25 protein-coding genes and 3 tRNA genes are annotated in these 26,866 nt (G+C 62.8%); 10 read left to right on the top strand and 18 right to left on the bottom strand.

The features are described from left to right. Window positions 1–243: 243 nt before the first annotated feature. From JKV55_RS19945 to JKV55_RS09325, 6 genes are all read right to left on the bottom strand, one after another. The gene (locus JKV55_RS19945) at window positions 244–792 is read right to left on the bottom strand and encodes a PAS domain-containing protein (protein WP_237332789.1); all 549 of its coding nucleotides are present in this window, start codon (window positions 790–792) and stop codon (window positions 244–246) included. A gap of 264 nt (window positions 793–1,056) precedes the next feature. Continuing rightward, window positions 1,057–2,160 carry an aspartate-semialdehyde dehydrogenase gene (asd, locus tag JKV55_RS09345; RefSeq protein ID WP_202084536.1) on the bottom strand — a complete coding sequence of 368 codons (1,104 nt, stop codon included), beginning with the start codon at window positions 2,158–2,160 and terminating at the stop codon, window positions 1,057–1,059. A gap of 112 nt (window positions 2,161–2,272) precedes the next feature. Then, window positions 2,273–2,812 carry an MltR family transcriptional regulator gene (locus JKV55_RS09340; RefSeq protein ID WP_202084534.1) on the bottom strand — a complete coding sequence of 180 codons (540 nt, stop codon included), beginning with the start codon at window positions 2,810–2,812 and terminating at the stop codon, window positions 2,273–2,275. 39 nt (window positions 2,813–2,851) lie between these two features. Continuing rightward, the gene (locus tag JKV55_RS09335) at window positions 2,852–4,003 is read right to left on the bottom strand and encodes a mannitol-1-phosphate 5-dehydrogenase (RefSeq protein ID WP_202084532.1); all 1,152 of its coding nucleotides are present in this window, start codon (window positions 4,001–4,003) and stop codon (window positions 2,852–2,854) included. 275 nt (window positions 4,004–4,278) lie between these two features. Next, on the bottom strand, window positions 4,279–6,186 hold the full coding sequence (locus JKV55_RS09330; RefSeq protein ID WP_202084530.1) for a PTS mannitol transporter subunit IICBA: 1,908 nt from the start codon (window positions 6,184–6,186) through the stop codon (window positions 4,279–4,281). A 431-nt stretch (window positions 6,187–6,617) separates the two neighbouring features. Further along, complete coding sequence (locus JKV55_RS09325; RefSeq protein ID WP_202084528.1) at window positions 6,618–7,526, bottom strand: LysO family transporter; 909 nt, start codon at window positions 7,524–7,526, stop codon at window positions 6,618–6,620. A 462-nt stretch (window positions 7,527–7,988) separates the two neighbouring features. Here JKV55_RS09325 and JKV55_RS09320 point away from each other — a divergent pair, with 462 nt between their 5' ends. The 4 genes from JKV55_RS09320 to JKV55_RS09305 are packed head-to-tail and all read left to right on the top strand — an operon-like array spanning window position 7,989 to window position 11,062. After that, complete coding sequence (locus tag JKV55_RS09320) at window positions 7,989–8,756, top strand: ABC transporter ATP-binding protein (protein ID WP_202084527.1); 768 nt, start codon at window positions 7,989–7,991, stop codon at window positions 8,754–8,756. 44 nt (window positions 8,757–8,800) lie between these two features. Next, entirely contained in the window at window positions 8,801–9,577 is a 777-nt protein-coding gene (locus JKV55_RS09315; protein WP_202084517.1) for an ABC transporter substrate-binding protein, read from the top strand. 48 nt (window positions 9,578–9,625) lie between these two features. Continuing rightward, window positions 9,626–10,366 (top strand): ABC transporter permease, encoded by a 741-nt coding sequence (locus tag JKV55_RS09310; protein ID WP_202084516.1) that lies wholly within the window; start codon window positions 9,626–9,628, stop codon window positions 10,364–10,366. A 3-nt stretch (window positions 10,367–10,369) separates the two neighbouring features. Further along, window positions 10,370–11,062 (top strand): ABC transporter permease, encoded by a 693-nt coding sequence (locus JKV55_RS09305; RefSeq protein WP_202084514.1) that lies wholly within the window; start codon window positions 10,370–10,372, stop codon window positions 11,060–11,062. 235 nt (window positions 11,063–11,297) lie between these two features. On the opposite strand, the gene xthA is transcribed toward JKV55_RS09305, so the two are convergent. Continuing rightward, window positions 11,298–12,107: an exodeoxyribonuclease III gene (gene xthA, locus JKV55_RS09300; protein WP_202084512.1), complete on the bottom strand. Its 810-nt coding sequence runs from the start codon at window positions 12,105–12,107 to the stop codon at window positions 11,298–11,300. 48 nt (window positions 12,108–12,155) lie between these two features. Continuing rightward, window positions 12,156–12,917 (bottom strand): SDR family oxidoreductase, encoded by a 762-nt coding sequence (locus JKV55_RS09295; protein WP_202084510.1) that lies wholly within the window; start codon window positions 12,915–12,917, stop codon window positions 12,156–12,158. Window positions 12,918–13,105: 188 nt separating this feature from the next. Between JKV55_RS09295 and JKV55_RS09290 the strand changes: the two genes are divergently transcribed. Then, window positions 13,106–14,128, top strand: a complete 1,023-nt coding sequence (locus tag JKV55_RS09290; protein WP_202084508.1) for an efflux RND transporter periplasmic adaptor subunit — start codon at window positions 13,106–13,108, stop codon at window positions 14,126–14,128. Next, window positions 14,115–17,207 (top strand): efflux RND transporter permease subunit, encoded by a 3,093-nt coding sequence (locus JKV55_RS09285; protein ID WP_202084506.1) that lies wholly within the window; start codon window positions 14,115–14,117, stop codon window positions 17,205–17,207. The genes JKV55_RS09290 and JKV55_RS09285 overlap by 14 nt, the downstream gene beginning before the upstream one ends. A gap of 193 nt (window positions 17,208–17,400) precedes the next feature. Here the strand turns inward: JKV55_RS09285 and JKV55_RS09280 are convergent. Together JKV55_RS09280 and JKV55_RS09275 are read right to left on the bottom strand one after the other, a co-directional pair. Next, window positions 17,401–17,485: transfer RNA gene (locus JKV55_RS09280), tRNA-Tyr, on the bottom strand. A 55-nt stretch (window positions 17,486–17,540) separates the two neighbouring features. Next, window positions 17,541–17,625, bottom strand: a tRNA-Tyr gene (locus JKV55_RS09275). Window positions 17,626–17,748: 123 nt separating this feature from the next. Here JKV55_RS09275 and JKV55_RS09270 point away from each other — a divergent pair. After that, window positions 17,749–18,225 carry a VC2046/SO_2500 family protein gene (locus JKV55_RS09270; protein ID WP_202084504.1) on the top strand — a complete coding sequence of 159 codons (477 nt, stop codon included), beginning with the start codon at window positions 17,749–17,751 and terminating at the stop codon, window positions 18,223–18,225. Between the two features lie 60 nt (window positions 18,226–18,285). Here the strand turns inward: JKV55_RS09270 and JKV55_RS09265 are convergent, their stop codons facing one another. The 5 genes from JKV55_RS09265 to JKV55_RS09245 all read right to left on the bottom strand — a co-directional run bounded on the left by JKV55_RS09265 (window position 18,286) and on the right by JKV55_RS09245 (window position 22,694). Continuing rightward, a complete protein-coding gene (locus tag JKV55_RS09265) occupies window positions 18,286–19,368 on the bottom strand; it encodes a ketoacyl-ACP synthase III (protein ID WP_202084502.1) in 1,083 nt (360 codons plus the stop codon). Between the two features lie 104 nt (window positions 19,369–19,472). Beyond that, on the bottom strand, window positions 19,473–19,850 hold the full coding sequence (locus tag JKV55_RS09260) for a thiol-disulfide oxidoreductase DCC family protein (RefSeq protein WP_202084500.1): 378 nt from the start codon (window positions 19,848–19,850) through the stop codon (window positions 19,473–19,475). Window positions 19,851–19,915: 65 nt separating this feature from the next. Then, entirely contained in the window at window positions 19,916–21,391 is a 1,476-nt protein-coding gene (locus JKV55_RS09255; RefSeq protein ID WP_202084498.1) for a carboxypeptidase M32, read from the bottom strand. A gap of 235 nt (window positions 21,392–21,626) precedes the next feature. Then, entirely contained in the window at window positions 21,627–21,767 is a 141-nt protein-coding gene (locus tag JKV55_RS09250) for a DUF3149 domain-containing protein (RefSeq protein WP_202084496.1), read from the bottom strand. 69 nt (window positions 21,768–21,836) lie between these two features. Then, window positions 21,837–22,694 (bottom strand): TraB/GumN family protein, encoded by an 858-nt coding sequence (locus JKV55_RS09245; RefSeq protein WP_202084494.1) that lies wholly within the window; start codon window positions 22,692–22,694, stop codon window positions 21,837–21,839. 76 nt (window positions 22,695–22,770) lie between these two features. On the opposite strand from JKV55_RS09245, the gene JKV55_RS09240 reads away from it, so the two are divergent. Next, entirely contained in the window at window positions 22,771–23,109 is a 339-nt protein-coding gene (locus tag JKV55_RS09240; RefSeq protein WP_202084492.1) for a DUF1904 domain-containing protein, read from the top strand. A 3-nt stretch (window positions 23,110–23,112) separates the two neighbouring features. Here JKV55_RS09240 and JKV55_RS09235 read toward each other — a convergent pair whose 3' ends face one another. The 3 genes from JKV55_RS09235 to JKV55_RS09225 all read right to left on the bottom strand — a co-directional run bounded on the left by JKV55_RS09235 (window position 23,113) and on the right by JKV55_RS09225 (window position 25,320). Then, window positions 23,113–23,943 (bottom strand): SDR family oxidoreductase, encoded by an 831-nt coding sequence (locus JKV55_RS09235; protein ID WP_202084490.1) that lies wholly within the window; start codon window positions 23,941–23,943, stop codon window positions 23,113–23,115. A gap of 81 nt (window positions 23,944–24,024) precedes the next feature. Continuing rightward, window positions 24,025–24,100 (bottom strand) — tRNA-Arg (locus JKV55_RS09230). 80 nt (window positions 24,101–24,180) lie between these two features. After that, on the bottom strand, window positions 24,181–25,320 hold the full coding sequence (locus JKV55_RS09225) for a flagellar assembly protein T N-terminal domain-containing protein (RefSeq protein WP_202084488.1): 1,140 nt from the start codon (window positions 25,318–25,320) through the stop codon (window positions 24,181–24,183). Between the two features lie 168 nt (window positions 25,321–25,488). Between JKV55_RS09225 and JKV55_RS09220 the strand changes: the two genes are divergently transcribed. Both JKV55_RS09220 and JKV55_RS09215 read left to right on the top strand, forming a co-directional pair. Further along, window positions 25,489–26,229 carry a FlgO family outer membrane protein gene (locus JKV55_RS09220; RefSeq protein WP_202084486.1) on the top strand — a complete coding sequence of 247 codons (741 nt, stop codon included), beginning with the start codon at window positions 25,489–25,491 and terminating at the stop codon, window positions 26,227–26,229. Beyond that, window positions 26,219–26,629, top strand: a complete 411-nt coding sequence (locus JKV55_RS09215) for an LPP20 family lipoprotein (RefSeq protein WP_202084485.1) — start codon at window positions 26,219–26,221, stop codon at window positions 26,627–26,629. Before JKV55_RS09220 ends, JKV55_RS09215 begins: the two co-directional genes overlap by 11 nt. Window positions 26,630–26,866: the final 237 nt, after the last annotated feature.

Genomic DNA, 26,866 nt, shown 5'->3' with positions numbered 1-26,866 from the left:
GAGGCGGCATTCTGCAGGCGCTGGCTGATTTGCTGCTGGGTCATGGCCGCCTTGCGCGCCTCGCCGACCGACAGCATCACCAGGGTCAGGGCCAGCAGCAGGCTGGCGCTCAGGAACCAGCCGAAATGCTGCGGCAACCAGTGATGAAGTATCAATTGCAGCAGCATCAGGCCGAGGATGATCAGGCAAAAAATCACAAACTGGGAATAGAAAAAGGGCGCCCGGGAGCGTTTATGGCGGACGTCAGCCGACATGGGCCACCTCCATGGTGTCGCGGTACAGGCGAGTGACCCAGTCGTGATAACTCTGCTGCCGTTGCTCGAGATAGTCGCACAGCCCCCGATAAGACGCTTCCGTGGCTTCCTGCCGCTCCAGCCCCTGCTCCTGTATTTTGAGTTGTCGATACAGGGCGCTGATGGTGCCGACGGCGGCCTCCGGTGCATAGCGACGAACCGAGAAATAGCCGTCCTTCCGGCCGTCCAGATCGTAGGACGGGGTGATATTGGCATAGACCCAGTAGTAATCGCCATTGGCGGTACTGTTTTTGACAAAACCGAAAAATTCCTTGCCCTGTTGCAGGGTCTGCCACAGCAGCTTGAATACCCCGCGGGGCATGTCGGGATGACGGATCAGGTTATGGGGGCGGCTCAGCAGTTGCGGCTCGGCGTAATCGGATACCGCCATAAAGGTGCGGTTGGCATAGGTGATATGGCCTTTCAGATCGGTCTTGCTGACGATCAACTGGTCGGCCGGCCAGGTGATCCGGCGGCCTTGGGAATGCCTGGTCATCATCGTTTTTCCTTGGTCCCATAGAATGATCCCTCGGGGTCGGCTCAGGCTGCATACTGGCAACGGAGGGTGGCTCGGATTCCCTCAAGCGGATTCGCTCGAAGACATCATACTTTAGTGCCAAGCGGGCGGCGCTTTATGATCCAGGACAAGTATTATTCGGTTTGGAAGGGGAAGGGCGCCACCTTTATCCCGGTGTCACCCCGACGGGCGGGACAAAGCAAAACGCCCGCCAGGGGCGGGCGTTGCTCACGGCCGGAGGCCGGTTCAGGGCAGCAGGTGCAGCATGCGGCGCAGGGGCTCGGCGGCGCCCCACAGCAGCTGGTCGCCCACGGTGAAGGCGGACAGGTACTCGGGGCCCATATTCAGCTTGCGCAGGCGGCCTACCGGTACGGTCAGGGTGCCGGTCACGGCGGCCGGGGTCAGCTCTTCCATCGACAGCTGGCGGTCGTTGGGGATCACCTTCACCCAGTCGTTATGAGCGGCCAGCAGCCGTTCGATCTCGGGGAGGGAGATGTCTTTCTTCAGCTTGATGGTGAAGGCCTGGCTGTGGCAGCGCAGGGCACCGATGCGCACGCACAGGCCGTCCACCGGAATGGCGGCATTGGTCTGCAGTATCTTGTTGGTTTCGGCCTGGCCTTTCCACTCTTCCCGGCTCTGGCCGTTCTCGAGCTGGACATCGATCCAGGGGATCAGGCTGCCGGCCAGGGGCACGCCGAAATTGTCCACCGGCAGGTCGCCGCTGCGGGTCTTCTCGGTGATCTTGCGCTCCAGCTCCAGGATGGCGGAGCCGGCATCGGCCAGCTCATCGGCCACTTCATCACGCAGCAGGCCCATCTGGGTTACCAGCTCGCGCATATGGCGGGCACCGCCGCCGGACGCCGCCTGGTAGGTGGCCACGGACACCCACTCCACCAGATCCTGTTCGAACAGGCCGCCCAGGGCCATCAGCATCAGGCTGACGGTGCAGTTGCCGCCGACGAAGGTCTTGACGCCGCTTTCCAGCGCCTGCTTGATCTGCTTGCCGTTGACCGGATCCAGCACGATCAGGGCGCTGTCGTCCATGCGCAGGGCGGAGGCGGCATCGATCCAGTAGCCGTCCCAGCCGGTGGCGCGCAGCTTGGGATAGACTTCCTTGGTGTAGTCGCCACCCTGGCAGGTCAGCACCACGTCCAGCGCCTTGAGGGCGTCGATGTCGTAGGCATCCTGCAGGGTACCGGCGTCTTTACCGAAGTCGGGGGCAGGCTGGCCGGCCTGGGAAGTGGTGAAAAAGACCGGATCGATACGGGCGAAATCGCCTTCTTCCACCATGCGGCTCATCAAGACGGAGCCGACCATGCCACGCCAGCCGACCAGACCTACTTTTTTCATAATCAAATGTCCTTCCTTTGGAAGTGAATAAACAAAGATACCCCGTTCACAATACTGATTGAGCGCAAAGGTGCAAGGGGCAAAGGGGGATAAGCGGGGATTTTTGGGCGCTTCAGCCGGCAATCAGCGGGTTGCTGCGCATCATGTCGTTGCAGGCGGCGACCACCGCCAACGCCAGCGCGGAGCGGATTACCTGCTCCTGGCGTTGCTGCTGCATCTGCAGCAGGCCGGGATCCAACTCGCCGGCCGGGGGCAGCACCACGAAGGGCTGCACCTCCATGGCGGCCACCATATGCAGGGCCTTGAGCGGTTCGGCGATTTCCGGGTCGGTCAGCCGGTATTCCTGGCCCTGGCTGTTGAGGTAATCCCTGAGCTTGAGCAGCCGGTCGATATCCTGGTACAGCTGCTGCGAAATGATGCCGAGGCCGTAAATCAGCTTGAGCCGTACCGCCAGATCCGCCAGCGGCCCTGTGGTGCCGAGCAGCGGCTCGACCGCGAACTTGACCGCGTAGTCGTCCTTGCGAAAGACTTTCTGGATCAACTGGTCGAGCATGTCGTCGAACACCTCGACCATGGCGATCACAAAGCCCCGGGCGGAAGGGGTCTGGTTAAGGCGTTCGAATATGTCGGCTTCTTGCTCGCGGCTTATCATGTTCTGGCTCTTACACTGCTCAATGTTGTCCGGCCCGGCTCAGCGGCTGAGCTCGCGGTACCTCTGCTCTATCTGTCCGGCGACGACGCTGGCGGCATCCAGCCCGGTGTAGTGGGCCAGGGTGGCTTTCAGCCCCTCCGTCGCCAGCCGCTGCTGCAGTTCCACCGCCTGGGGATCGTCCTGGTTGCGGTAGCAGAAGGCGGCGGCAATGCCTTTTAACAGATTTGCGTTGTCGATGCCATATTCCAGGGTGCCGAGCAGGGGCTTGATCAGCCGGTCCTCGGGGCCCAGCTTGCGGATGGGCTGGCGGCCGACCCGGTCGATTTCGTCCACCAGGTGGGGGTTGGCGAAGCGGCCGAGGATCTTCTCGATGTAGGCCTGGTGCTGCGCTTGGTCGAAGCCGTAGCGGCGGATCAGCACGGCGCCGCTTTCCTGCATGGCGGCCTTGACCTGCGCCCGGATCGCCGGATCGGCAATGGCCTCGCCTATGGTGCGGTAGCCCGCCAAGGCGCCCAGGTAGGCGGTGATGATGTGGCCGGTGTTGAGGGTGAACAGCTTGCGCTCGACAAAGGCCATCAGGTTGTCGGTAAGCTCCATGCCGGCAATGGCGGGAACGGGGCCCCTGAACTGGGTCTGATCCACTATCCATTCGCTGAAGGTTTCCACCGTGACCGCCAGGGGATCGCTCTGGTCGGTGGAGGGCGGCACTATGCGGTCCACCGCCGAGTCGACAAAGCCGACCCACTGCTCCAGCTCGGGCCGGTAGCGGGCGTCCAGGTGCTTGAGCACTTCGCCCTTGAGGAAGCTGGTGCCGCGCACCTGGTTTTCGCAGGCGATGATGTTGAGCGGGGCGGCGTTGCCGCGCTCGAAGCGCCGTTGCAGGCCCTCGGCCAGGGTCTTGGCGATCAGGGTGAGCACGGTCGGGCCCACGGCGGTGGTGATGAGGTCGGTGTGGGCGATAAGCTCCAGCAGCTCGGGGCGGCGGGAGTCGATGGCGTCGACGCCGGTGACGGTGTCGGTACGCACCTCCTGGCCGACGATATGCACCGGGTAGCAGTGCCGGCTGCTCAGGGCCTCTACCAGTTGCGGGTTGACGTCGGCGAAGGTCACCTGGATGCCGGCGTCGGCCAGCAGCTTGCCGATAAAGCCGCGGCCGATATTGCCGGCGCCGAAATGAATGGCGGTTGTCATGGGTTCACCTGTTTAAGGGAGGCCCGAGGGCCTCGGGTTGCTGACAAATTCTGGCCATGAAACCTGCGGTTGAGGTGCTAGGCGACAAAAGCATTAGCTCCTCCGACTCGCCGTAAACCCATCCATGGGGGCTCAGCCGCGCATCTGACCGCCATGGATGGCGGGAATGCCGGAACGGCAGGAGCATTTTCCGGCCTTGGCGCGGATGGTCGGCTGAGCTAACCGCTTTCGCCGCCACCACTTATTACAATCGCTGGTCTCATGGTTATTCTCGCTCAGGCCGGATTGAGCGCCTTTAGTACCTCGTCCACATTGCCGGTGCTGGTCAGTTTTGCGATCACGGCGTCGTCGTCGAGGGCGCCGGTGATGGCGGCGATCACGTCGAGGTGCTCGTTGTTGCGGGCGGCGATGGCGATCACCAACCTGGCGATGTCGTCTTCGTCGTCACCGAACTTCACCCCCTGCGGGTACTGGCAGACGATGACCCCGGTCTGTTTCACCGCGTCCTTGGCGTCGCTGGTGCCGTGGGGCACGGCGATGGACTCGCCCAGATAGGTGGAGGTCAGCTGTTCCCGGGCCAGCATGGCGTCCACGTAGGAGGGCTCCACGTAGCCGCCTTTCACCAGTTGTTCGCCGGCGAAGCGGATGGCCTCTTCCTTGCTGGCGGCGCTCAGGCCCAGGTGGATGTTTTTCGCCTGCAGCCGGAAGGGGGCATTGTCGTCCTGTACCGCCGCTTCGGCAGCAACCGGAGCGGCGACCGCTGCCGGTTCGGCCTTGGCGCGCGCCTTGCTCAGCCGGGCGACCAGGCTGTCGTACAAGGAGCCGTCGAGGAAGTTGGTGAGCGAGATATGCTCGGCCTGGGGCGCGTGGCGACGGGCCCGGTCGGTCAGATCCCTGTGGGTGAGCACGATATCGACGCTGTCGTCCAGGTTGTTGATGGCCAGGTTGCTGACCGAGATGCCGAGCCCCGCCGCCGCGACCTTCTTGGCCAGCATGCTGGCGGCCATGGCGCTGGAGCCCATGCCCGCATCGCAGGCCACGATGATCTTGCGGACCGCAGCCGGATCCTTGGTGATGCCGGCGGCCGGGCCGGCCCCCTTGCTTTCGGCCTTCATCGCCTGTACCCGGGCGGCGGCGGCGGCCAGTTCGTCACCGTTTTCGGGCTGGCGCTGGGTCTTCAGCAGCAGGGAGGCGATGGTGAAGGACACCGCCATCGAGGCCAGTACCGCCAGCACCACTCCGGCATGGGCGCCCTTGGGGGTCATCAGCATCACCGCGAAGATGGAGCCGGGAGAGGCCGGCGCCTGCAGGCCGGCGTTGAACAGGGTCAGGGTGAAGACTCCGGTCATGCCGCCGGCGATGACCGCCAGCAGCAGGCGCGGGTTCATCAGCACATAGGGGAAGTAGATCTCGTGGATGCCGCCGAAGAAGTGGATGATGGAGGCACCGGCGGCGGACTGCTTGGCGTTGCCGCGGCCGAAAAACATGTAGGCCAGCAGCACGCCCATACCCGGGCCCGGGTTGGCTTCGATCAGGAAGAAGATCGACTGGCCGAATTCACTGGCCTGCTGCACGCCGAGCGGAGTGAAGATGCCGTGGTTGATGGCGTTGTTGAGGAACAGGATCTTGGCCACTTCCACGAAGATGGAAGTCAGCGGCAGCAGGCCGGCATCCACCAGGAAGCCGACGCCGGCGGCCAGGGCGGTGGACATCAGCTTGACGAAGGGGCCGATCAGCAGGTAGGCGACGATGGCGCAGAGCATGCCGATGATACCGGCGGAGAAGTTGTTGACCAGCATCTCGAAGCCGCTCTTGACCTTGCCCTCGATGGCCTTGTCGAAATGCTTGATGGCCCAGCCGCCGGCGGGGCCGACGATCATGGCGCCCATGAACATGGGGATGTCGGTGCCCACTATCACCCCCATGGTGGTGATGGCGCCCACCACGGCGCCGCGGTCGCCGCCCACCAGCTTACCGCCGGTGTAGCCGATCAGCAGCGGCAGCAGGTAGGTGATCATGGGGCCGACCATGGTTGCCAGGGTTTCGTTCGGCAACCAGCCGGTGGGGATGAAAAGAGCGGTGATAAAACCCCAGGCGATAAAGGCGCCGATGTTGGGCATCACCATATTGGACAGGAAACGTCCGAAGTTCTGAATTTTGATCTTGCTGTTCTGGGATAGCATAACTTTAACCCCGCCTGGTGCGATGTCAGTTCCGTTGTCGGTAGGCGATAGCCACGCCTGGTTGTTGAGCTCGTAGGAAATCTAACACTTCTGCGGCGGGCGGGAGTCATGGGTGTATTTATCGTGATCGGCCTCTCTTTTTGTAAACCGCCCCCTGGTTTTTAAGGTGATGTTCGTCACATTGCTGAGTGGTAGTTTTACAACATTTAACAAAATGGGAAATCGCCAGCTCTTTGTTTGTGATGTATATCACGCTATTCACCTGACGGGATGGGTAATGAATGGTGATTTTTATCACATTTTAAGTAATATTTTTCAAGTGCAAGGCGCCTTGTGGTGATCTATGTCACAGTTTGATTTCGGGTGGCGACAGGCCCCCGGAGTGAACGGCGGCCAGGGGCGTCAACATGTAATAAAATTACATGCCGAACTCAGGCGGAGAGCGATAAAAAACTGAGGATAAAGACGGGACCGGCCAGGCTCAGGATAAAGCCGGAAACGATGGCTACCGGTACCACCGTGACCCCGCCGGCGCGTTGCAGCACCGGCAGGGTGAAGTCCATGGCGGTGGCGCCGCCGTAGCCGACGGCACAGGAGGGGTGGCGGCGCATCAGCGCCGGGATGATCAGTATGGCCACCAGCTCCCGGGCCAGGTCGTTGAGAAAGGCGGCGCTGCCGAGCACCGGCCCCAATTGATCGCTGATCAGGATGCCGGACAGGGAATACCAGCCGTAGCCGGAGGCGAAGGCCAGGCCATGGCTCAGGGGCATGTCGAGCAGCCAGGCACCGGCCAGGCCGCCCAGCCAGGAACTGCTCATGACCACCAGGGCGATGGCCAGGCCCCAGGGATTGAGCAGTATCTGCCGCAGCTTCATGCCGGAGTTGCGCAGCTGGATGCCGATCAGCAGCAGCAGCAGCATCAGCGCCCACTCGCTCAGGTTGTCCACCGCGAACCATTCCGGGTCCAGGAACTGGCCGAGCAGCACGCCGCCGACGATCACCAGGCACAGCTTGACGGAGTCCAGCAGCAGGGCCCATTTGCTGATGGCGGGGGCGCCCCGTTCACCGCTGAGCCGGCCCCGTTTGATATCGAGCAACCATAATCCGGCCAGGTTGGCCAGGGTGATACAGCCGAGAAAGACCAGGCAGACGCTGAAGATAGTGCCCAGGTGGGCGCTCAGGTTATCGACGAAGGCGAGGCTGATCCCCATCAGAAACAGGATCAGATAGACCATGCGCGCCACCGAGACATTGATAAAGTGGACGATGGATTGGGAACGACAGGGAATGCAATAGCCCAGTGCCAGGGGCAGCAACACGATAAGCAAGCCGGAGTACATAGAGTTTATCTTCCAATTTATTGATGTGGCTGGATTTTTAACCACCGATTCCATTTCTGACAGAATACGTGAGCCGATATGGAAAAAAAAGCCGAATATTTGCTTAAGGGCTGGAGATTGGGGACTTGGGACTCGGCTGCATTGGTTGCGGGTTTTCGCAGTTAACCCCTTGGTGTTATTTTGAATAAATCTGCATGGGCTGGGATAACAACCGCCATCTTTCATCGGGGGAGGGGTAGGAGGGAGATTACCTTTTTGATGATTTATTCGCTATTTTTGAATAATTTTATACTGCAAAAAGATGTTAATGCTGTATAAAAAACCGACCTTAATAGCATTATGAAGGTGATTATGTTGTTATTGGTCGGAACTGATGGTAGTTTTCCGGTAGCGGTTAACAAGTCGTTAACCATGGATGAAATACATGCCGCCCTGTCGGCATCGGGAATAAAGGTCTAACGGATGAGTAAACCTGCCCTGGAAGTGTCGGGCCTGCACAAGCATTACGGCTCATTGGAAGTGCTCAAAGGTATCGATTTAAGCGCCGTCAACGGCGATGTGATCTCCATTATCGGTTCTTCCGGATCCGGTAAATCCACCTTCCTGCGTTGCATCAACCTGCTCGAGACCCCGTCGGCGGGGGAAGTGCGGGTGCATGGCGAACTGATCGAAATGCGCACCAACAAGGCCGGCGAGCGCGAGCCGGTGAGCATGCGCCAGGTGGAGCGAATTCGCTCCCGGCTGGCGATGGTCTTCCAGAGTTTCAATTTATGGTCTCATATGACCATACTTCAGAACATCATCGAAGTACCGGTGCACGTGCTCAAGGTGCCGAAGAAAGAGGCCATCGACAAGGCCGAGACCCTGCTGCAGCGGGTCGGGCTCTATGAGCGGCGGGAGTACTATCCCGGCCACCTGTCCGGCGGCCAGCAGCAGCGGGCGGCCATCGCCCGCGCCCTGGCGGTGGACCCCGAGGTGATGCTGTTCGACGAGCCCACCTCGGCGCTGGATCCGGAGCTGGTGGGCGAAGTGTTGGGGGTGATGCGCGGCCTGGCGGAAGAAGGCCGGACCATGCTGGTGGTGACCCACGAGATGAGCTTCGCCCGGGACGTGTCCAACAAGGTGATGTTTTTGCATCAGGGGGTGGTGGAAGAGCAGGGCGATCCCAGGCACGTGTTCGCCCACCCCAGTTCCGAGCGGTTCAAGCAATTTATCTCTTCGGTTTATTGATCTACACAGGCAATACCAAGGACGTTACACAAGGAGCAAGGTTTATGAAAAAACTGTTGGTTGCAGGCGCCATGATGGCCGCACTGGCTACAGGCGCGGTTCAGGCCCAGGACTGGAAAACCGTACGCTTCGGCATCGAAGGTGCCTATCCTCCCTTTTCCTGGACCGATGAAAGCGGCCAGCTGCAGGGCTTCGACGTGGACATGGCCCATGCCCTGTGCGAGCAGATGCAGGTGCAGTGCCAACTGGTGGCCCAGGACTGGGACGGCATCATCCCCGCGCTGCTGGCGCGCAAGTACGACGCCATCATCGCCGCCATGTCCATTACCGAGGAGCGCAAGCGCACCGTCGACTTCACCGGCAAATATGCCCTGGTGCCCAACAAGTTCGCCGCCAAAAAAGGCAGCGAGCTGGAGCTGAGCCAGGAAGGCCTGGCCGGCAAGCGCATCGGCGTGCAGATTGCCACCACCCACGACAAGTACCTGACCGACAACTTCGGCCGTGAGGTGTCTCTGGTGCGCTACGGCACCGCCGACGAGGCCTACCTGGATCTGAAGGCCGGCCGCATCGACTATGTGTTCCTGGATGCCACCGCCATCGAGGAAGGCCTGCTCAACAAGGACGGCGGGGACCAGTTCGAATTCGTCGGTCCTTCGGTCACCGATGAGCAATGGTTCGGCGAAGGCTTCGGTATCGCCGTGCGCAAGCAGGATCAGAAGCTGAAGGAGATGCTGAACCAGGCGATCCTGGACTTGCGTGAAAGCGGCAAGTACCAGGAAATCAACGGCAAGTACTTCGAATACGACGTGTACGGCGGTTAATCAGCGGCTACCGGCCCCGGCTCGGGGCCGGTATGATAGGAAGTCGTTATGCTGGATCTGAAAGGATACGAACGCGCCCTGATGGAAGGGGCCTGGGTGACCATAGAGGTGGCCCTGTTGTCATTGTTGCTGGCGGTAACCCTGGGATTGCTGGGGGCGCTGGCCAAACTCTCTTCATTCAAACCTGCCCGCTGGCTGGCTACCGGCTACACCACCGTGATCCGGGGAATTCCGGATCTGGTGCTGATGATGCTGATCTTCTTCGGCGGCCAGGTATTGCTCAATAACTCCCTCTATTCGCTCAATCAGAAGCTGAACGAGTGGATCGGCGGCGGCAACCCCGATCACCAGTGGGTCGGCTACCTGCCCGACTATGTGGAAATCAGCCCCTTTATGGCGGGCATCGTCACCATCGGTTTTATCTTCGGGGCCTACATGACCGAGACCTTCCGCGGCGCCATACTGGCGGTGGACAAGGGCGAGCTGGAGGCGGCCCGGGCCTACGGCATGAGCTCGACCCTGGTGTTCCGGCGGATCCTGTTTCCGCAGATGATGCGCCATGCCCTGCCGGGCCTGGGCAACAACTGGCTGGTGTTGCTCAAGACCACGGCGCTGGTGTCCATCATCGGGCTCGACGACATGGTGCGCAAGGCGTCGCTGGCGGCGGGGGCCACCCAGTTGCCCTTTACCTTCTATATGGCGGTGGCGGTGATCTTTTTGCTGTTCACCACCCTGTCCACCTCCATGCTCAAGTGGGCCGAGCGCCACTACGCCATCCAGACGAGGTAAACCATGGATTTTTCAATCATCGTCAACGAGTGGGACGTCTACTGGGAAGGGCTCTACACCACTCTCTTCCTGGTGGCCATTTCCTTGTTGCTGGGACTGCTCATCGCGGTGCCGGTGGGCATCTGTCGCAACAGCCACAACTGGCTGATCAAGGGGCCGGCCTGGGCCTATATCTATTTTTTCCGCGGCACGCCCCTGCTGGTACAGCTGTTCCTGATCTACTACGGGGCCGGGCAGTGGGAATGGCTGCGGCAGTCCCCGGCCTGGACCCTGTTCAGCCAGGCCTGGTTCTGCGCCATCCTGGCTTTTACCCTCAATACCGGGGCCTATACCGCCGAGATCATCCGTGGCTCCATCAACGCCATGCCCAAGGGCCAGATCGAGGCGGCCTATGCCTATGGCATGAGCAAGCTCACCACCCTGCGCCGTATTATCCTGCCCAACTCCTTCCGTCGCGCCCTGCCGGCCTACAGCAACGAGGTGATTTTTATGCTGCACGGCTCGGCGGTGGCGGGGGTGATCACCATAGTGGATCTGACCGGCGCGGCGCGCATCGTCAACTCCCGCTACTATTCGCCGTTCGAAGCCTTCCTGGCGGCAGGCCTGGTCTATATGTGCCTGACCTTCCTGCTGGTATGGGGCTTCCGCCGACTGGAGAACCGCTGGTTCCGGCATCTGAAGCCGAGAACGGCTTAAGGGCCGTGACCGAACCCTCGTCACCTCCGCGAAGGCGGAGGTCCATGACAGATTGCACTGGACTCCCGCCTTCGCGGGAGTGACGAGGGTGCGGGATCGCGCGGTTGAAACCGCGCCTACGGGGTATGTTGGCGCCGGCAGGTTCCAATTCCTTGGTAAACGCCGGGATGGTCCATTGAAATGGATCTACGGGAGCGGGAACTGAGGCTATTGCCCGAGCCCCAATCCCTGCGCCTTATTTCCCGAAACTGGCCCAGATGGGGGCGTGATCCGAGGGCTTCTCCAGCCCGCGCAGCTCGTAATCGATGCCGGTGTCGGTTAGCCGTGCCGCCAGCGGGCGGCTGGCCAGGATCAGGTCGATGCGCAGGCCGCGGTTGTCATCAAAGCCCCTGCTGCGGTAGTCGAACCAGGAATAGGTCTGGTTTTCCTCCGGATGTTGCAGTCGCCAGGTATCCACCAGGCCCCAGCCCAGCAGCCGGTCCATCCACTCCCGCTCCTCCGGCAGGAAGGAGCACTTGCCGTCACGCAGCCAGCGCTTGCGGTTGGGCTCGCCGATACCGATATCCAGGTCGGTATGGGAGATATTCATGTCGCCGATGATCACCAGGGCCTCGTCCGGCTGGTGGTATTCGTCCAGGTAGTTTTGCAGATCCTGGTAGAAACGGGTCTTGGCCGGAAATTTGGTTTCGTGGCTGCGGTTTTCCCCCTGGGGGAAATAGCCGTTGAGTACCGTGACCTGGTTGCCGTCGGGGCAGGCGAAACGGCCGATGATCATCCGGCGCTGGGCGTCTTCGTCGTCGGTGGGAAAGCCCTTGCGGATCTCCAGTGGCGCCTCTTTACTCATCAGGGCCACGCCGTAGTGGCCTTTCTGGCCGTGGAAGTGGACCCGGTAGCCCATGGCCTCCACTTCCGCCAGCGGAAAGGCGTCGTCGTGCACCTTGGTTTCCTGCAGGCCGATGATGTCCGGCTGGTGCTTGTCGATCAGTGCCTGCAACTGAGGTAAGCGAGCCCTGAGACCATTGATATTGAAGGAAATAACTTTCATAAGGATGCCAATATAATCAAATTTGGCACCATGCTAGCAGAAAGCGGCCTAGTCGGCAGCCGGGCCGTCGGGATAGATCATCCGTTTGCTCATGCCGCCGTCGATGATGTATTCCTGGCCGGTGATAAAGCCCGCCTGGGAAGACAGCAGGAAGCGGGCCAGGGCGGCCACGTCTTCGGCTTCGCCGACCCGCCCCACCGGATGCTGGCGGTGATCGTCCGGGCCGGGCGCCATGCCCTGCCGCTCCGGTTGCAGGTGGCTGACATCGATCCAGCCCGGACTGATGGCGTTCACCCGCAGCCCCGGACCCAGGCTGATGGCCAGGGCGTGGGTCAGGGCGATGAGGCCGCCCTTGGCGGCGGCATAAGCCTCACTGTCGGGTTCCGACTGGTGGGCCCGGGTCGAACCGATGTTGATGATGGCCGAGCCCGGCCGCAGCAGGCCCGACAGATGCTTGCAGATCAGCATGGGGCCGGTGAGGTTGACCGCCAGCACCCGCTGCCAGTGAGCCAGGGACAGATGATGAATCGGTTCGTGGTAGGGCAGGCTGATGGCGGCATTGTTGATGATGCCGGTGAGATGGCCGAACTGGCGTTCGACCAGCCGGCTCAGGGTTTGTACCGACTGTTCATCGGCCACGTCCAGATGCACCAGCTGCAAGCCGGGCAACTGGGCTTCATCCAGCTCGGTCAGGGCGTATTTGTCGATGTCCAGCCCCAGCACCTGGTAGTCGTGTTGCAGAAAATAGCGGGTCATGCCCAGCCCCAGGCCGCGAGCCGCCCCGGTGATCAGAATTTTTCCCTGGCTCATGCTGTCTCCTTGACCAAAAGTAATACCGGTATCTCGGGTCTTTTACTAAGCGTAGTGGGATTTTTCGCACCTGCTCGGGGCCTCGCAAGAGGGCTTGCCACACTTTGTCACATCTTTCCCGCCGTCTGACATAGTCTGGGGGAGTTAACAGGGTAAACTGGAGCGAGCGTTAGCTATGGGATGGAATAATGTTAAATAATAACAAGTACCTGGGGCTGTTGTGCGGCGGCCTGCTGGGGCTGTCGATGACGGTGTCGGCCCAGACCGGCCCCGTGGTCGCCACGGTGCGGGTGACCGAGCAACCGGTGCAGGCCGAGATTGAACTCATCGGCACCCTCAAGGCCAATCAGGAGGTGGCGATTGCGCCCCAGGTCAGCGCCCGGGTCACCCGGGTGCACTTTGTGCCCGGCCAGCGGGTCGAAGAGGGCCAGTTGCTGCTCAGCCTGGACGACCGCGCCGCCCAGGCGGCGGTGAAGGAGGCGGAAGCCGCGCTGATGGACGCCCGCCGTATTCTCAACAACTTCCAGACCCTGTTCAACCGCAAGGCGGTCACCCAGACCGAACTCGAAGGCCAGCAGGCGGCGGTGGCCATGGCGGAGGCCAAGTTGCAGGCGGCCCGGGTGCAGGCCGACTATCTGAGCCTGCGCGCGCCCTTCGCCGGGGTGATCGGGTTGTCCGACGTGGCCTCCGGCATGTTGCTGGCGGCCAATACGCCGGTGGCGGAGCTGCTCGATCTCAGTACCCTCAAACTGGATCTGGCGGTGCCCGAGCGTTATTTCCGCCAGCTCAAGGTGGGGGAGCAACTTTCCGCCACCACCGATGCCTACGGTGCGCAGGTTTTTATCGGTGAGCTGGCGGTGATCGCCCCCAGCGTCAATCCGGATACCCTCAATGCCGGCGCCAGGTTGCTGTTCGACAACAGCGCCGGCCTGCTGGTGCCGGGCATGCTGGTGCGGGTGCGCCTGCCCCTGAACAGCAGCGTGCAGGCGGTGATCCCGGCCCAGAGCCTGCTTTACGCGGGCAACCAGCGTTATGTGTTCGTGGTGGACGAGGAAGGCAAGGCCAGCCGGCGCAGCGTGGAGATCGGCCGCAACATGGGGGATTCGGTCACCATTACCCAGGGCCTGGCCCCCGGCGAGCAGGTGATCAGCGAAGGCACGGTCAAGGTGCGCGACGGCATGCAGGTGGAGGTCAAGCGTGAAGCTCTCTGATGTTGCCATCGCCCGGCCGGTGATGGCCATAGTGCTCAGCCTGATGCTGTGCGTGTTCGGCCTGATCTCCTTTCTGCAATTGCCGCTGCGGGAAATGCCCGACACCACCTCGCCGGTGGTGACGGTGCGCACCGACTACAGCGGCGCCAGCGCCAGCGTACTGGAAACCCAGGTGACCAAGCGGCTGGAGGACGAGCTGTCGGGCATCAGCGGCGTTAAGTTCATCAGCTCCACCACCACCGATGGCCGCTCCAGCATCACCATCGAGTTCGATCCCAGCCGGGATCTGGACAATGCCGCCAGCGATGTGCGCGAGGCGGTGGCCCGGGCTTCCCGGCGGCTGCCATCCGAAGCCGACGCCCCCATCGTCACCAAGGACACCGGGCGTAACGACGTCATCCTGTGGGTGACCCTGAGATCCACCGGCATGTCGCCGCTGGATCTGGGCGATTATGCCCAGAACGTGCTGGCGGACCGCTTCAGCCTGCTCGACGGGGTCAGCTCGGTGTGGGTGGGGGGCCGCAAGGAGCGGGTGATGAACGTGCGCCTGGATCCCGCCGCCATGGCGGCCCGGGGCGTGACGGTGGACGACATTGCCGCCGCGCTCAGATCCCAGAACGTGGAACTGCCCGCCGGCACCCTGGAGAACGCCCAGCAGAACTTCGCCGCCCGCATTCAGCGCGGCTATGACCAGGCGGTGAATTTCGAGACCCTGACCATTCGCCGTATCGGCAGCGGGGAGCGGGTCTACCTGCGCGACGTGGCCCAGGTGTGGGAGGGGGAAAAGCCCGAGGACACCCTGTTCCGCTCCAACGGCCAGAACGTGGTGGGCCTGGGGATAGTCAAGCAGACCCAGGCTAACACCCTGGACGTGGTGGCGGTGGTCAAGGAGGCGGTGCTGGCCCAGCGGCCCTTTTTGCCGGAGGGCACCGAACTGACCTGGACCTACGACAGTTCGGTGTTTATCGACAGCGCCATCAGTGAAGTCTACAAGACCCTGATGATCACCATGGCCCTGGTGGTGTTGGTGATTTACATTTTCCTCGGCCAGGTGCGGGCCACCCTGATCCCGGCGATCACGGTGCCGGTGTCGCTGATCAGCGCCTTTATCGTGGCCTCCACCATGGGCTTCACCGTCAACCTCATTACCCTGATGGCCCTGATCATGGCCATCGGCCTGGTGGTGGACGATGCCATAGTGGTGCTGGAGAACATCTATCACCACCTGGAACGGGGCAGCTCGCCCCTGGCCGCCGCCTACCACGGAACCCGGGAGGTGGGCTTTGCGGTCGTCGCCACCACCCTGACCCTGATCTCGGTGTTCCTGCCCATAGTGTTCATGGGCGGCATCATCGGCCGCATCTTTACCGAGTTCGCGGTGCTGCTGGCGGCGGCGGTGGCGTTTTCCTCCCTGGTGGCGCTGACCCTGACCCCGGTGATGGGCAGCAAGATATTGCGGCCGCACCGCCAGTCCGGCTGGCTGGCCCGCCATTTCGATGCCGGTTTCGCCTGGCTGGAAGGGCGCTATCGCCGCCTGCTCGGCAACGAGCTGGGCCATGTGTGGTGGGCGCCGGTGGTGATGGCGGCGGCGCTCGGGCTGATTGCCCTGCTGTTCCGTGAAATTCCCCAAAGCCTGACGCCGAAGGAAGACAGGGGCGTGGTGTTCGTGATGGTGCGTGGCGCCGAGGGCGCCAGCTTCGAGCGCATGAGCCGGGCCATGGGCGAGGTGGAAGCGCGCCTGACCCCGCTGCTGGAAGAGGGCGTCGTCACCAGCCTGACGGTGCGTACCCCCGGCTTCGGCGGCGGCGTGAACAGCGGCATGGTGATCACCGCCCTGGAGAGCTGGAACAAGCGGGATCTGTCGGCGGAAGCGCTGGCGAGCCGCATCCGCAGCCTGACCCGAGACGTGGCCGATGTGCTGGTGATCCCCATACTGCCGTCCTCCATCCGCAGCGGTTCGACCTCGCCGGTGGAGTTCGTGCTGGGCGGGGCCGACTACGATGAGCTGTATCTGTGGGCCGAACAGCTCAGGGAGCTGGCGCGGCAGAATCCGGGGCTGAGCGACCTGGATCTGGATTATGCCGAGACCAAGCCCGAGCTGCTGGTGGAAGTGGATCAGCAACGGGCCGCCAAGCTCGGTATTTCGGTGACCGAGGTGGCCGACAGCCTGAACGTGATGCTGGGCGGCCAGGCGATAACCACCTATTCCCGCCAGGGAGAGGAGTACGACGTTTACCTCAAGGGGCGGGAAGACGCCTTCAGCCGGCTGAGCGATCTGGCCGGTATCTACCTGCGCAGCAGCAACGGCGATCTGGTGTCGCTGGACAACCTGGTACAGCTCAACGAACAGGGCGCCTCGCCGTCGCTCAACCACTACAACCGCAAGAAGGCGATCACCCTGAGCGCCAACCTGGTCGGCAGCTACAGCCTGGGGGAGGCGCTGGATTACCTGGATGGACTGGTGCGGGAGCATCTGCCCGAGCAGGCCTCGGTCGACTACAAGGGCGAGTCGCTGGAGTACAAGAACAACCAGGGCGACGTGGCCTTCGTATTCGGCCTGGCGCTGGTGGTAGTGTTCCTGATCCTGGCGGCCCAGTTCGAAAGCTTTATCCACCCCTTTATCGTGCTGTTGACGGTGCCCCTGGGGTTGCTGGGCGGCTTGCTGGGGCTCTATCTGGCGGGCATGACCCTCAACGCCTACAGCCAGATCGCCATGGTGATGCTGATAGGCCTGGTGACCAAGAACGGCATATTGATAGTGGAATTCGCCAATCAGCTGCGGGACAAGGGGGTTGAGTTCCACCAAGCGCTGGTGGAGGCGGCGGTGCGCCGGCTGCGGCCCATCCTGATGACCGCCTTCACCACGGTGGCGGGCTCGATTCCGTTGATCCTGGCCAGCGGCGCCGGGGCCGAAAGCCGTCAGGCGGTGGGGACAGTGGTGTTTGCCGGGGTGGCCCTGGCCACCTTGCTCACCCTCTTTATCGTGCCGGCCATGTACCGCATGCTGGCGCGCCATACCACTTCGCCGGAGCACCAGCAGCGGCTGCTGAACAAGGCATTGCGGGAAAAGCCTGAATAGGCCAGGCGGTTACAGGGACTGTAGATCCGGGATTTGGGATGGATGATAATTTCCAGTCCCCAGTCCCCAGTCCCCAGTCCCCAGTTTTTGGTAGACACGGCTTCAGCCGTGTGGCGGACAGCGGCTGCGGATTTCCGTCACCTCCGCGCAGGCGGAAAACAAAAAAGCCGGTGCAATGCACCGGCTTGAAAGATGGTGGAGGGGACTGGATTCGAACCAGTGAAGGCGGAGCCGTCAGATTTACAGTCTGATCCCTTTGGCCACTCGGGAACCCCTCCACGAGTAAACTTTTTATATTGTAGATTAGCGCGCACGGCATTAATCGAGGATAAATGGTGGAGGGGACTGGATTCGAACCAGTGAAGGCTGAGCCGTCAGATTTACAGTCTGATCCCTTTGGCCGCTCGGGAACCCCTCCACACTTTGTGGGGCGCATACTACCAAAAAGATGCGGCTTGTGAACCCCTTGAAAGTAATTTTTTGCTAAAAAAAGGCAGCTTGCTGCCGATAACAGTTTAAATGCCTAATATTTGCACTTTTTATGCTGCCAGACATCTCCGCCAACCTGCTCGTCAATGACAGTCAGCTCGGTGACAGCCTCAACCAGGCGGTCCACCAGGGGCGTCGTGGCGATTTCGGCCTGTTGCTGGCGCTGCTGTCGGACGATGCCCGGGATCTGCCGCGCCTCGACGAGCCGAAAGACGCGCAGGGAGAGCCCGACTGGCGGCGCCATTTCGAGCTGCCCGCTGCCAGCCCGTTTTATGCCGAGGCGCAGGACAACATCCGTGCGCCGCAGCTGTCGGCCCTGGCCGGAGCGCTGCAGCAAGACAGCCTGCGGCTGTTGCTGGCGATGCGGGCCGAGCCGCTGCGGGTGAGTGATGCACTGCTGCCGGCGGAGGTCAGCGGCAACCTCAATCCGCGTACCCTGGCACGGCTGGAAGGGGAGCTGAAGGTGGGGCTGCCGGTGCAGCCCGCCCGCATGCTGGAGGTGCTGGAGTCGGTCAAGGCGATGGCTTGAGGCCGGTTTTGCGTGGTTGGCGGGAGGGCCCATTGAAATGGGCCCCAGGTGACTGGGGATTTAGCCGCCGCGGGCCTGGCGACAGCCTTCGATGGCGGGGGCCAGCAGTTCGAGGGCCGTTTGCTCGCAGGGCGGCAGGGCGGCATCGGATTGGGCCAGGGGGGTGACCCGCTCGCCCCAGCGAACCAGGCCGGCGCCCCAGGTCAGACCCGCGCCGAAGGCGGCGGTCAGCAGCAGGGCCCCCGGTTTGATGCGGCCCTGTTCCAGCGCTTCGCACAGGGCGATGGGCACGGTGGCGGCGGAGGTGTTGCCATATTGGCCGATGTTGATCATGACTTTTTCGTCCGGCAGCGCCATCTTTTTGGCCAGGGTCTCGATGATGCGGATATTGGCCTGATGGGGCAGCAGCAGATCGATGTCCTGCTCGCTCACGCGGGCCTGCTCCAGTACGAAACTGGCGGCATCGCCCATGCCTTTCACCGCCCGCTTGAAGATTTCCTTGCCCTCGAAATTGACCTCGAACAGGCCGTCCACGTGCGCGAAACGGCGCCGGCAGGTGCCGGAATCGGGCACGGCGAGGATATCCCTGGCCTCAGCGTCACAGCCCAGCCGGTCGGCAATCAGCCCCAGCGGCTCATCGCTGGCTTCCAGCAGCACGGCGCCGGCACCGTCGCCGAACAGCACGGCGGTGTCCCGCTGGGTCCAGTCCAGGTAGTGGGTCAGCCGCTCGGCGCCGATCACCAGTACCCGTTGCATGCCGCCCGCCTTGATCAGGGCGCTGCCCACGCTCAGGCCGTAGATAAAGCCGGTACAGGCGGCGTTCAGGTCGAACACCGCGGCGCGGCCGGCGCCCAGGGCCTGCTGTACCGCCGAGGCGGCGCTGGGCACCAGGCTGTCGGGGCTGGCGGTGGCCAGGATGATGCCGTCGAGCTGTTCCGCGTCCAGTCCGGCGGCGGCCAGGGCATGACGGGCGGCGACCGTGGCCAGTGCGGAGGTATTCACATGGGCGATACGACGGGACTTGATACCGGTGCGGCTATAAATCCAGTCGTCGGAGGTGTCGAGAAAGGTGCCGAGATCCTCGTTGCTGAGGGCGGCGGGAGGCAGGCATTTGCCCCAACCGGTGATATTGGCATAGCGCATGGCAGGCCCGCTTGTCTGTTTGTAGGGTCAATGAGCCTGATTATGCCTTAGCCACCGGGGACTGTCATGTGAACGCAACATCATTAGAGCAGGCCATCGGTGGGTTACAGCCGCCCTTCCTGCTCCAGCCGGCGCCTTACCAGGGTGCGGTACAACCAGGACAGGCAGGGGCGGATCAGCGGCAGCCCGATAAGCCAGGCCAGGAACTTGAGCCGCGGAACCCTTTTCATCAGCAGGATATAGGCATCCAGCTCCGAGAAGATCTCGCCGTCGGCGGTTTGCACGTGCAGCTCCCGCAACGCCTTCTGCGGGCTGATCCCCAGGCTCAGCAGCACTTCTTCCCGTCCGGTAATATCAAACCAGTAGATGTCGTCACCGCCAGGGCCGGCCCAGCGTTCATAACGGGCCCTGTCCTTGATACAACCTTCGCAACTGCCATCGTAAAACACCACCAACTGGTGGCGGGGCTTTTTTCCGTCCATCGCATCGCCCTCCTGGGCTTGAGGTCGTGCCTCCGTGCGCGACCGTGGCTTAAGCGTAGCCTGAATCAGGCCAGATATCTCTGCTCCAGATGCAACCGGAAGGGAGCGGGATCCAGCGCCTGGCCGGTGGCCCGGCTGAGCAGAACGCCGGTTTCCAGCAGGCTGGCGTGCTGCCAGATGTGCTGTTGCAGCCAGCCGAAGATGGCGGGCAGATCCTCGCCGATGAGCCTGTCCAGCGGGCCCAGTTGCTGCTGCATGGCGGCCGCCTGCTGGGCGGCATAAATGGCGCCTAGGGTATAACTCGGGAAATAGCCGAAGCTGCCGTCGGTCCAGTGGATATCCTGCAGGCAGCCGTCCTTGTGGTTGCCCTTGGTGGACAGCCCCAGGTATTGCTGCATCAGTTGATCCCAGCGTTCGGGCAGGTCCCGGGCCTCCATGCGTCCCTCGATCAGATCCCGTTCTATCTCGAAGCGCAGCATCACGTGGGCCGGGTAGGTCACCTCGTCCGCGTCCACCCGGATAAAACCGGGCTCGACCCGGGTATACAGCCGGGCCAGGTTGTCCGGGACAAAGGCCGGCTGGGGACCGAAGTGCCGCTCCAGCATGGGGGCCAGCCGGGCCAGAAAAGCCGGATGCCGGGCCAGCTGCATCTCGAAGAACAGGCTCTGGGATTCGTGCACCCCCATGGATCTGGCCTGGCCTGCCGGCAGCTTGCGCCAGGCCGCCGGCAGGCCCTGCTCGTAGCGGGCGTGACCGGTCTCGTGGATGATGCCCATCAGGGCCTGGGTCACGTCCTGCTCATCGTAGCGGGTGGTGAGCCGGACGTCTTCGCCGACCCCGCCGCAGAAGGGGTGGGCGCTGACGTCCAGCCGGCCGTGAGCGAAATCGAAGCCGAGCAGCGCCATCACCTCCAGCCCCAGCGCCTTCTGTTGCGTGGTGGGGAAGGGGCCGCTTGGCGCCAGCACCCGCTCATGGCGCTGCCGCTCCTGTACCTGCCGGATAAGGTCGGGCAGCCAGCCTCCGAGGTTGCCGAACAGCTGGTCGAGCTGCCGGCTGCGCATGCCGGGTTCGTATTGCTCCAGCAGGCTGTCGTAGCGGGACAGGCCGAGGGCCTCGGCCCGGGCGGAAGCGGCCTGGCGGGACAGGTTGAGCACCTCTTCGAACAGGGGCAAAAAGCCGGCCCAGTCGTTGGCCGGGCGCAGGCTGCGCCAGGCGTGTTCGCAGCGCGAGCCGGCCAGGGAGCGGGCGCGCACCAGATCGGCCGGCAGCATGTTGGCGTCGCGCCAGGCGCGGCGCATTTCGTGCAGGCTGACGGCCTGCTCCGGCGTTAACGGCCCGGCTTCTGCGGCGGCAAACCAGTCGGGCAGTTGTGCCTCCTGCAGTTGCCGGTGGCAGAGTACCGCCAGGGTACCCAGGGCTTCGGCCCGGGCCTCGTTGCCGCCGGGCGGCATCATGGTGGCCTGATCCCATCCGCAAATGGCACCCAGGTGCTGCAGGTGGTGCAGCTGTTCAAAATGTTCCACCAGCGCGGTGTAAGACATGCTTCGATTCCTTGTTCAGATAATCAGCCGGGTCGGCTCTGATGACGTTGACGGGTGTCCTGCCGGAGCGGGGTTATTCCGTCCAGCTTACCGAGAAAGGAAGACCATTCTGAAGAAGACATGGCGGCGGCTCCTCAATAACGGGAATAGCCGCAGTATAAGCAAGTTGGGCAAAAGGGGAAACGGCAGACCCCGGGGGAGGAGGAGGTCGGGGCCCACCGTTGTTAAACCGGGCTTATTGCTGGGGAGTGGCTTTCTTCACCTTGTAGATGAAATAGCCCGCATAGAAGCTGATCAGCAGCGCGGTGGCGATAATCACTATCATGGACATCAAGCCGACATCGCTGCCAAACATTAAATCAAGCCAGAATGCCATTGGTCGTCTCCTTTCGTCTGCACCATGGAGGCATCTTAGCGAGCCGGGACGGAGCCATGCTGATCCTGATCAATAAAGCGCCTTGTCCTCGATTTTATTGAGGGTATAGCCGGCCTGCTCCAGCAGGCTGAGCAGGCCGTGTTCGCCATAGAGGTGCAGGGCACCCACCACCAGCAGCGCCCTGGGCGGATCCAGCCGGTGCAGCTGCTCCAGCCACATCCGGTTGCGGGAAAGCAGCAGCTCCTGTTCGATAAAGGCCTTGAGCTCGGCGCCCGCTTCCTCCTGCAGCAGGTCCCTCAGGGCCTCCTCGTCGCCGCTCAGCCAGGTGTCGAGCAAGCGGTCCAGGTGTTGCTGCATGTCGTTCAGCTCATCCAGGCTATGGCGTACGAAGTCGGCTTCCAGCCGCCGCGCGGGCAGCGAGGCCAGCATGCCGAATACGGTACTGGCCGATTCCAGCCCGGCAATCGGGATCTGCCGGGCACTGGCGTGGGCCAGCATTTGCATATCCACCCCCTGCTCGCCGGCAAAGCCCAAGGCCATGGCCTTGGCCTGGGTCAGTTGCAGGGCGGCAAACCAGGGCGGTAAGGGCCTGAGCTGGGCCAGGCCGGCCTGGCTGACGGCGGCGTCGAGCTCGGCGGAAAGGCTGGGGCCCAGCCGGCTTTGCCAGCTTTCCCCGGTCGGCATGCGCAGGTAGGGGGCCAGGCTGGTGGGGGTGATGGTCCGCGGGTCCACCTCCAGCAACAGTAGCCCGGCCTCATCCAGCGCCTGCAGCAGCGCCGGCGGCAGCTCGGCCAGCCGGTCATCGGCGATATGGATGGAGCCGAACAGCCACAGCTGTTGTTCGTCCTTGCTGGCCGACCACAGGGCCGGCGTGGCCAGGCCGTGGCCGCACCAGAGCCATAACAGTAAATGCCAGAAAATTTTCATAGCTCCCCGCTGTTTTGTCTACCGGCTTTGATTATGATGCCGGAATTGTTATTCATTTTAGAAAAAGGAAGTCGTTATGCCTCATCTGCGCTTTCGCGGCCTGACCCGGGACACGGTAAAACAGGTCAGCAAGACCCTGGTGGATACCCTGTCGCCCCTGGCCGGCAGTCCCAAGGAGCATTTTACCCTGGAATTCATTCCCGCCGAGTTCGTGCAACAGGGACATGTGGTGAACGGCTATCCCTTCGTCGAGGTGCTCTGGTTCGAGCGCCCGTTGGAGGTGCAGGACCAGGTGGCCGCCGCCATCACCGAGGCGCTGCGCGCCCGGGTGGGCGAGGGGCTGGACATCGGCGTGGTGTTCACCCGGCTGGAAGGGCGCAATTACTACGAAAACGGCAGCCATTTCGGGGGCTAAGGCTCAACCGCCCGCCTTCAGCATCAGCCGATCCAGCGCCCGGTCGCTCAGCAGGCGACGCAGCCAGCTCATCATCAGGGTAGCCCGGGTCACCGGGTAACGGGTTTTGGGCCTGGGGCTGGTCAGGGCATGGAGTACCGGTGCCAGGCAGGATTCCGGTGGCAGGCTGTAACGGGAGCTGGGCCCGGGCTTTTGCAGCCTGGCAAGGGTTTGCCGGTAGCCTTGCCGGTGCCGGCTCTGCTCCGGGTCGATATGGCGCAGAAAGGCGTCCCTGGCGTTGGCGCGGAAGCGGGTTTCGATGGGGCCGGGCTCCAGCAGGCTGACGTGCACCCCGGTGCCCGCCAGCTCCAGGCGCAGGGTGTCGGTATAGCCTTCCAGGGCGAACTTGGTGGCGTTGTAGGCGCCCCGGAACTGCATGGCCACCAGCCCCAGCACCGAACTGTTCTGGATGATGCGCCCCTCGTTGGCGGCCAGCATCGGCGGCAGCACCAGCCGGGTGAGGTGATGGGTACCGAACAGGTTGGTATTGAACTGTTCACGCAGGGCGGCCGTCGGCAGATCTTCGAGCGCGCCGGGCTGGCCGTAGGCGCCGTTGTTGAACAGGCCGTACAGCCTGCCGCCGGTGAGTTGCAGCGCCTGGGCAAGCCCGGCCTCTATGCTGTTTTCGTCCGCCAGATCCAGCAGCACGGCCTCCAGCCCTTCTTCCTTCAGCCGTACCACATCTTCCGCTTTTCTGGCCGAGGCGATTACCTGGAAACCCTGCTGGTGCAGATAATGGGCGGCACAATGGCCGATGCCGGACGAACAGCCGGTGATCAGAACAGCTTTGGACATAAAGGGCTCCTGAGTAACGAGGCTATTACTCTGCCGCCTGCGGCAAGCCGGTGCAAGAAGGGGTAAAACAAAAGCGCGACATGGCGCCCCCACCAGGACTCGAACCTGGATCGCCCGCTTAGGAGGCGGGTGCTCTATCCTGTTGAGCTATGAGAGCGTGGGGCGAGTATATATAACTCCGGCCCCGATGAGAACCTGCCGCCTGCGCGAGTGCACACAAAATCGACAACCGGCGTCTCAACGCTGGGTGAGGATGTCGCCGGGGGTGATGCGAACCTGCCGCGCGGCGCCGTCGGCCGGCGTCAGCAGGCTGTAATCCGGGTGGCTCTGGCTCACCACGAACTGGGCCTGGGCCGAGGTTTCGCTGTAGTAACCGGGCTGCAACTGGCGGCGATGGACCAGGGTAAAGCGATCGCCGACCTGGATGCCGGCCTGGCGGCCCAGATCCATCAGTATGCCTTCCTCCGACTGTTGCAGGATATGGCCTACGGCCTTCATGCACGACTGGGCCTGAACCAGATCGCGAATGGCCCGGGCGAGCAGCTGATCCACCGCCTGGCCGTAGGCGGACTGCCAGAAGCCCTGCTCGTGCACATTCACCTTGGCGTGCCGCTTGAACGTCCAGGGAGACTGGGCCTGGTAGCGTTGCTGCAGCAGGGTTTCGCCGGTGAGGCCGTCTTCCAGGGTGAGCGACAGCCGGAACTGGCGGGCCTGCTCCTTGAAGCGCCAGTCCACCCAGTTGCCGTCATTCATGCTGATGTCTTCGATGACGCCGCTCAGCAAGAGCCGGGATTGCTGCCGATGGCTCAGGATGTCGCCGCCCTGGCGCAGGCCGGGATTACGCGGGAGCCGGGGATCCGTGGTGAGCTGGTGGGGCAGCTGCGTCATAAGATTGACGCTGTTGCCGAGGCGCTGGGCCAGGCGGTGGGTGACCGCATTGCCCAGTTCGTAGATCTGGCCGATCTGGCCCTGCTCCGGATGCTGCAGGGCCAGGGCGGTCAGGGCCAGGCCCGGCCGGTAACGGCCGACGCACTGGGGCTGCACGTTTTCATTGGGCCAGATGTCGGCCCGCACGGTCAGCCACAGCCGGCCCTGGCTGCGGCGCTCGTCCAGGATCACATAGTCCATCAGCTCGCCCTGGGCGGCAATGTCCAGTTGCTGGCCCGAGAACATGCCGTTGGTGACCGACTGCACCGTGGTCAGGGAGGCGCCGGCCTGCAGCAGGGTATCGGCCAGGGCCTGCTCCAGCGCTTGCTGGCGGGCGGTTTCCACCCCCAGGCTGAGCGGGGCCGAGCCGTCGGCCTGATACCAGTCGGCCTGGGCGGCGAAGGGCAGCAGCGAAAGCAGCAGGGCGGTAACTAAGGCTTTTCTCGGCACTCTGAGATCCTGTGTAACAAAGGGGCGGCAATAAAAGCACGGCCCGGGTCAAATCTTGGCAAGAATTATGCAAAATTCTTGCCCGATAGCTTGCCGGTGCCGGTTAAAGTTTGGCAAACCGGGGCCGATACAGAGCCAGTTTCATGTTAATTTTTCGGGAGCTTGTTGATGACAAGACCATTGATGCTTGTGGCCGTGTTGGGGCTGTCAGCCTGTGCCGGCCTGGGCGGGCAGCGGTTCGACAGCCAGAGCCACCATCTGCCCCATGATCATGCTTCCCACTACACCAGCCGCAAGCCGTTGGGGCCGGTACCGGCGCCGGCCAGCTCGCCCCGGCACAGCCAGGACGGCGTACCCATGCGCATGAGCGCCGGTAGCCGCAGTGCCCAGCTGCCTTCCGCCGGCCCTTCGCTGGTGGGCGGCCAGACCCAGCTGCAGCAGCATATGTCGGCCCTGGCCTACCGGCTGGTGTCCAGCGGCCATGGCCTGGATGCCCAGTCCGGCATCGCGGTCAGCGGTTTCGTCAGCCAGGAAGACTACCGCGGTCAGGACTACTTCGGTCGCCTGCTGTCGGAAACCATGATGTTCCAGCTGAATCAGTACGGCTTGCGGGTGGTCGACTTCAAGGCCTTGCCCTTTATCCGTATCACCCCCGAGGGGGACATCAGCACCAGCCGCGATTATCGCCAGCTCGGCTCACGGATCGGCGCCCGTTACCTGCTGCATGGTACCGTCAGCGAGACCATGGGCGGACGCCTGGTCAATGCCCGCCTGGTCTCGATGGGCGACAACAGCCTGGTGGCCAGCGCCCAGCAATTTATTCCCGAATACCTGGTGGCCGGCATGCTCAAGGAGCGCGGGCCCGAGGTGGTGATGACACCGGAGCAAAGGAGCCGTTATGCGAAATAAAGTCTGTGCCCTGTTGTTGCTGGCGCTGACCGGTTGCAGCGGTACCCAGGGCGGCCATGGCAGCCAGGATGTGCCGGCCAGGAAGAATCACCTCTATGCGGTGGGCTATGCACCCATCAGCCTGCAACGGCCCGCCGATTACCAGCAGAAATTGCTGCATGCCATGCGGGCTTCCAAGCTCGATGCCTACCGGGAGCTGACCGAACAGCTGAGTGGCGTGATGACCTCCAGCTCCAGCCAGTTGAACAGCCACGTGCTGCAGGACGGTACCGTCAGCAGCAGCAGCCGGGGCATGGTGCGGGGAGCTCGGGTGGTCAACAGCTATCCGGACGGTGATATGTATGTCACCGAGCTGGAGCTGGATCTGGCGTTTTATCAGCGCCTGCGGCGGGGGCAGTGAGCCTGGGGGAGTGGATCTCCGCTTTGCGACACCGTTGTCGGGGTGGTCCATTGAAATGGATCCTGCAGCGGACCCGTAGGGTCGAATTTATTCGACCAAACCCCGGCGCCGTGGGTGAGAGCTCCACTGAAGTGGACCCTTGTATGTTGAAGCGAGATGAACTGATAGAGTTAAAAACAGTTACCGGGGAGGCCGTTGGACCCTGGAGGCAGCATTCGCTGACCTCGCACGTAGAGT

Source organism: Zobellella iuensis, from assembly GCF_016746085.1.
In the GTDB taxonomy this organism is placed as follows: domain Bacteria; phylum Pseudomonadota; class Gammaproteobacteria; order Enterobacterales; family Aeromonadaceae; genus Oceanimonas; species Oceanimonas iuensis.
This window is presented reverse-complemented; position numbering and strand designations above follow the sequence as displayed.

Bases quoted from the DNA above. Each gene is read 5' to 3' on its own strand.
- JKV55_RS19945 (WP_237332789.1), bottom strand. From the start codon at position 792: ATGATGACCAGGCATTCCCAAGGCCGCCGGATCACCTGGCCGGCCGAC.
- asd (WP_202084536.1), bottom strand. From the start codon at position 2,160: ATGAAAAAAGTAGGTCTGGTCGGCTGGCGTGGCATGGTCGGCTCCGTC.
- JKV55_RS09340 (WP_202084534.1), bottom strand. From the start codon at position 2,812: ATGATAAGCCGCGAGCAAGAAGCCGACATATTCGAACGCCTTAACCAG.
- JKV55_RS09335 (WP_202084532.1), bottom strand. From the start codon at position 4,003: ATGACAACCGCCATTCATTTCGGCGCCGGCAATATCGGCCGCGGCTTT.
- JKV55_RS09330 (WP_202084530.1), bottom strand. From the start codon at position 6,186: ATGCTATCCCAGAACAGCAAGATCAAAATTCAGAACTTCGGACGTTTC.
- JKV55_RS09325 (WP_202084528.1), bottom strand. From the start codon at position 7,526: ATGTACTCCGGCTTGCTTATCGTGTTGCTGCCCCTGGCACTGGGCTAT.
- JKV55_RS09320 (WP_202084527.1), top strand. From the start codon at position 7,989: ATGAGTAAACCTGCCCTGGAAGTGTCGGGCCTGCACAAGCATTACGGC.
- JKV55_RS09315 (WP_202084517.1), top strand. From the start codon at position 8,801: ATGAAAAAACTGTTGGTTGCAGGCGCCATGATGGCCGCACTGGCTACA.
- JKV55_RS09310 (WP_202084516.1), top strand. From the start codon at position 9,626: ATGCTGGATCTGAAAGGATACGAACGCGCCCTGATGGAAGGGGCCTGG.
- JKV55_RS09305 (WP_202084514.1), top strand. From the start codon at position 10,370: ATGGATTTTTCAATCATCGTCAACGAGTGGGACGTCTACTGGGAAGGG.
- xthA (WP_202084512.1), bottom strand. From the start codon at position 12,107: ATGAAAGTTATTTCCTTCAATATCAATGGTCTCAGGGCTCGCTTACCT.
- JKV55_RS09295 (WP_202084510.1), bottom strand. From the start codon at position 12,917: ATGAGCCAGGGAAAAATTCTGATCACCGGGGCGGCTCGCGGCCTGGGG.
- JKV55_RS09290 (WP_202084508.1), top strand. From the start codon at position 13,106: ATGTTAAATAATAACAAGTACCTGGGGCTGTTGTGCGGCGGCCTGCTG.
- JKV55_RS09270 (WP_202084504.1), top strand. From the start codon at position 17,749: ATGCTGCCAGACATCTCCGCCAACCTGCTCGTCAATGACAGTCAGCTC.
- JKV55_RS09265 (WP_202084502.1), bottom strand. From the start codon at position 19,368: ATGCGCTATGCCAATATCACCGGTTGGGGCAAATGCCTGCCTCCCGCC.
- JKV55_RS09260 (WP_202084500.1), bottom strand. From the start codon at position 19,850: ATGGACGGAAAAAAGCCCCGCCACCAGTTGGTGGTGTTTTACGATGGC.
- JKV55_RS09255 (WP_202084498.1), bottom strand. From the start codon at position 21,391: ATGTCTTACACCGCGCTGGTGGAACATTTTGAACAGCTGCACCACCTG.
- JKV55_RS09250 (WP_202084496.1), bottom strand. From the start codon at position 21,767: ATGGCATTCTGGCTTGATTTAATGTTTGGCAGCGATGTCGGCTTGATG.
- JKV55_RS09245 (WP_202084494.1), bottom strand. From the start codon at position 22,694: ATGAAAATTTTCTGGCATTTACTGTTATGGCTCTGGTGCGGCCACGGC.
- JKV55_RS09240 (WP_202084492.1), top strand. From the start codon at position 22,771: ATGCCTCATCTGCGCTTTCGCGGCCTGACCCGGGACACGGTAAAACAG.
- JKV55_RS09235 (WP_202084490.1), bottom strand. From the start codon at position 23,943: ATGTCCAAAGCTGTTCTGATCACCGGCTGTTCGTCCGGCATCGGCCAT.
- JKV55_RS09220 (WP_202084486.1), top strand. From the start codon at position 25,489: ATGACAAGACCATTGATGCTTGTGGCCGTGTTGGGGCTGTCAGCCTGT.
- JKV55_RS09215 (WP_202084485.1), top strand. From the start codon at position 26,219: ATGCGAAATAAAGTCTGTGCCCTGTTGTTGCTGGCGCTGACCGGTTGC.